The sequence below is a fragment of the Protofrankia sp. Cj3 genome (assembly GCF_917627355.1).
Classification (GTDB): Bacteria; Actinomycetota; Actinomycetes; order Frankiales; family Frankiaceae; genus Protofrankia.
Genome location: NZ_CAKJTR010000327.1, coordinates 1 through 2812 on the forward strand (window position 1 = coordinate 1; position 2812 = coordinate 2812).

Sequence of the window (2812 nt, forward strand, 5' to 3'; positions counted from 1 at the left end):
TCTCTAATCAAACGCCCTCTGAGGTGGAAGCGTCTGCGGGAGCCGCTGTCGGTTGTCGGCGGGGTGGACGCCGCCGTGCGTGAGGCCTGTTGGGAGCTTGGGGCGATGGTCGAGGCCAGCCTGATGCCCGCGTGACTCGAATCCGGAATCGACGGATGGAGGTCAGGTGGTCTGCGGGGCGGGCGGCACGTGCCATTCGGCGACCAGCCAGTCAAGGTCCGCCTGGTCCGTGGCCCGCTGTGTCAGCTCGTCGGTGAAGAGCGCGTCGGTCTTCTGGAGAACGAGGGTGTAGGGGCGGCCCTGCCGGCGGGTGACATGACTGACGGGCAGTTCGGCGGCGTCGATCCGGGAATGGACGTGCCGCCTGCGCTGCTCGGCGAGCGGCCAGTCGAGGGTGCGCTGGCTCGGGTCCGCGAGGAACGCGCGCAACGTCTCGCACAGTTCGCACCCGCAGCCGTCCGCGGCCAGCGTGATCGACCAGTCCGTGGCGGCACGCGATGGGAGCGCCAGCCGGGAGCGCAGCCGCGCCGCGCAGTCCGCTGCCAGCTCGCCGAAGCCGGTCTCGTCGCGGGTACCGTTGCCGCCGGGCGCCGCAGCGGCGCGCAGCGCGGACATCTCCAGCGCGGTGACCGCGTCCTGCTGCCGCCGGACGTGTTCGAGGACTGTGTCCCGGGTGTCCGCCGGCCCGGTCGTGGCGGCGGCCGTCAGTACCGAGGCAAGCGGTGCGCCCAAGGCGTCGAGGCCGCCGTCGCGGCTGCGCGGGGATGACGACCGGGCCGCGCTGTCGATCGCTTCCCGCAGCCATGTCCACGCCAGGTCGACGAGCAGCTGCGCGGCCGTCTCGCCGCCTCCGGGCTCGGCGCGCAGCCCCGCGCACAGCCCGGGAAGCGAGTCCGCCGCCCATCGCCCGCGTTCCGGTCCGCCGACGGTCCAGTACGGCTGTCCCGCGCCCGCCCACGTCCTCAGCAGCTGCACGGCCCACGGCCGTCCATACTGGCTGGCGAGCTTCGCGAAGGGCGCGGCGCCGCCGGCGGTCAGGTTCTCGACGCGGAACGGGCCCAGCAGCATCGATGCGGTCGCGGCGTCCGCCACGGTGTCCGCCGTGCGCAGGGCCTTGCCGAATGTCTCGGAGATCCTCGCGCTGTCCGCCGACGTCCGCGCGCGCAGGGCGCCGTCCCAGAACGGTTCGAGCGTTGCCGCGGCGGCCTGCGCGTCCGTCGGTGCCATCTCGGCAAGCGCGTCCAGAGCCCAGCCGGGGGAGGTCTCGGCGCGGTTGGCGAAGGACTGCTCGCGGGGCCAGACAACGATCGCCGCGCGGTGGTACCAGCGGTCCAGCGTGTTACCCCAGTTACCCATATAGCCCTCGTAGTCCGAGGTGTAGGGCTCGAAGTCGTCCGTCCCGCTGGACGCACACACCTCGTCCTCGTCGACGTCCAGCGAGGTCGCCTCCAGCTGGTCACCGTCCGGGCCGGTCCAGTGCGTGAGCGTGACCGTCGACTCGATCAGCTCCTGGATATCGTAGTCGGCCAAGTCATCAGTGTCATCGTCCTCAGCATTCTCATCGTCGTCCCAGCAGCGCCGGCCGCGGCCCCCGTAGTAGTCGTCCGCCTCGTACGCGCTGTGTGTGGTCTTGATGTCCGCGAGCGCGAGGACGGCCTCGTACCCAGCCCGTTCGGCCGCTGCCTGCACCAGGGAGCCGCGCGCGGCGTCGGCGCCCTTCAGCCCGCGCCAGCCCAGCGCTCGCGGGGTGTACTCGTGGTCGAGGAGGTAGACGAGCCGGTTCGGCGGGCCGGCGGGGCGTCCGCCGTAACGGCTGAACACGGGTGTGCTGAAGTGCTCCCGAAGGAAACCGGCCAGCTCGCCGACCGCTCCCTCATCGCCCTCCGGAAGGGCAGTGTCACCGCTGAGCAGCAGATTGTAGGTGAGGGCGATCCGGTACCCCGACCGGATCTTGGCGACCTCGTGCCGGCAGTCGGCGTAGAAGGCGACCAGCGACAACTCTGCCGTCGAGCCTCGGTAGGTGTTCTTCTCCTCGAGGTGACGTACTATCAGCTCGCCCCCGCTGTGGTCGGAGGGCAGCGTCACCACCAGGGTGCCGATCATCGAGTCGTCCTTCTCGCTGTCCTGGTGGGCGCGGAAGAACTGGCCCGGCTCGTACACCAGCAGGGAATGAAGGCCAGCAGTGAGCTCGGCGGCGATCGGCAGGCCCAGCTCGTCCTTCACCGTCGTCAGAATGTCGTTCAGCGCGTCGTCGTCCCACCTGGCGTGGACGAGCTCCGTCGGGATCTCCCACGTGTCGCGGACGCCTGGGTCGGTCAGCGTCTCCTCGCCGCGGCCAAACCGGGCCGGCTGGCCGCGGCCGAGGAGCTCGCGCGCCTGCGCGGAAGACACCGGGAAGGCGACGGACCCGACGCCGTCGACCTCGATACTCAGCACGTCCGCACTCGTCGTCAAGGCAACGCTGAACGCGCCCGCCACGTCTCCTCGGAGCATCCTCGCCAGCTTGTCCCGCGCCACGGTCGCCATCGCCGCATTCCCTTGTGTCTGTGAGCGCTGTACCGTCGAGCATGAAACTAGCAACCTCCCATCCACCCGGCGGCCCCGGCATCGGCGGTCTGCGTCGGCTGGCTTCCTTTGGCCTTGAAGTGCCAGCCAGCGGGGCTGAGAGCGTTGTCAACGCGACGGCGGGCCTAGGTTCCGCGGCATGTCGCGCGGGCGGTGGCCCGCTATGGGTTCTGGGCCTGCGAGGAGGGCCCGGCCCAGGTCGGCAATCCAGACCAGGAACAGTGGGCGCCCCGCGTGGCCGGTGGGT

1 protein-coding gene is annotated in these 2812 nt (G+C 70.8%); it reads right to left on the bottom strand.

Features of this window, described 5'->3' with window-relative positions; translation table 11 throughout:
• Positions 1-162 precede the first annotated feature (162 nt).
• The gene (locus MJ783_RS23185) at positions 163-2526 is read right to left on the bottom strand and encodes a 2OG-Fe(II) oxygenase (protein WP_239314002.1); all 2364 of its coding nucleotides are present in this window, start codon (positions 2524-2526) and stop codon (positions 163-165) included.
• Positions 2527-2812 lie beyond the last annotated feature (286 nt).

Excerpts from the sequence above, each read along its gene's own strand:
- MJ783_RS23185 (WP_239314002.1), bottom strand. The coding sequence starts at position 2,526 with ATGGCGACCGTGGCGCGGGACAAGCTGGCGAGGATGCTCCGAGGAGAC.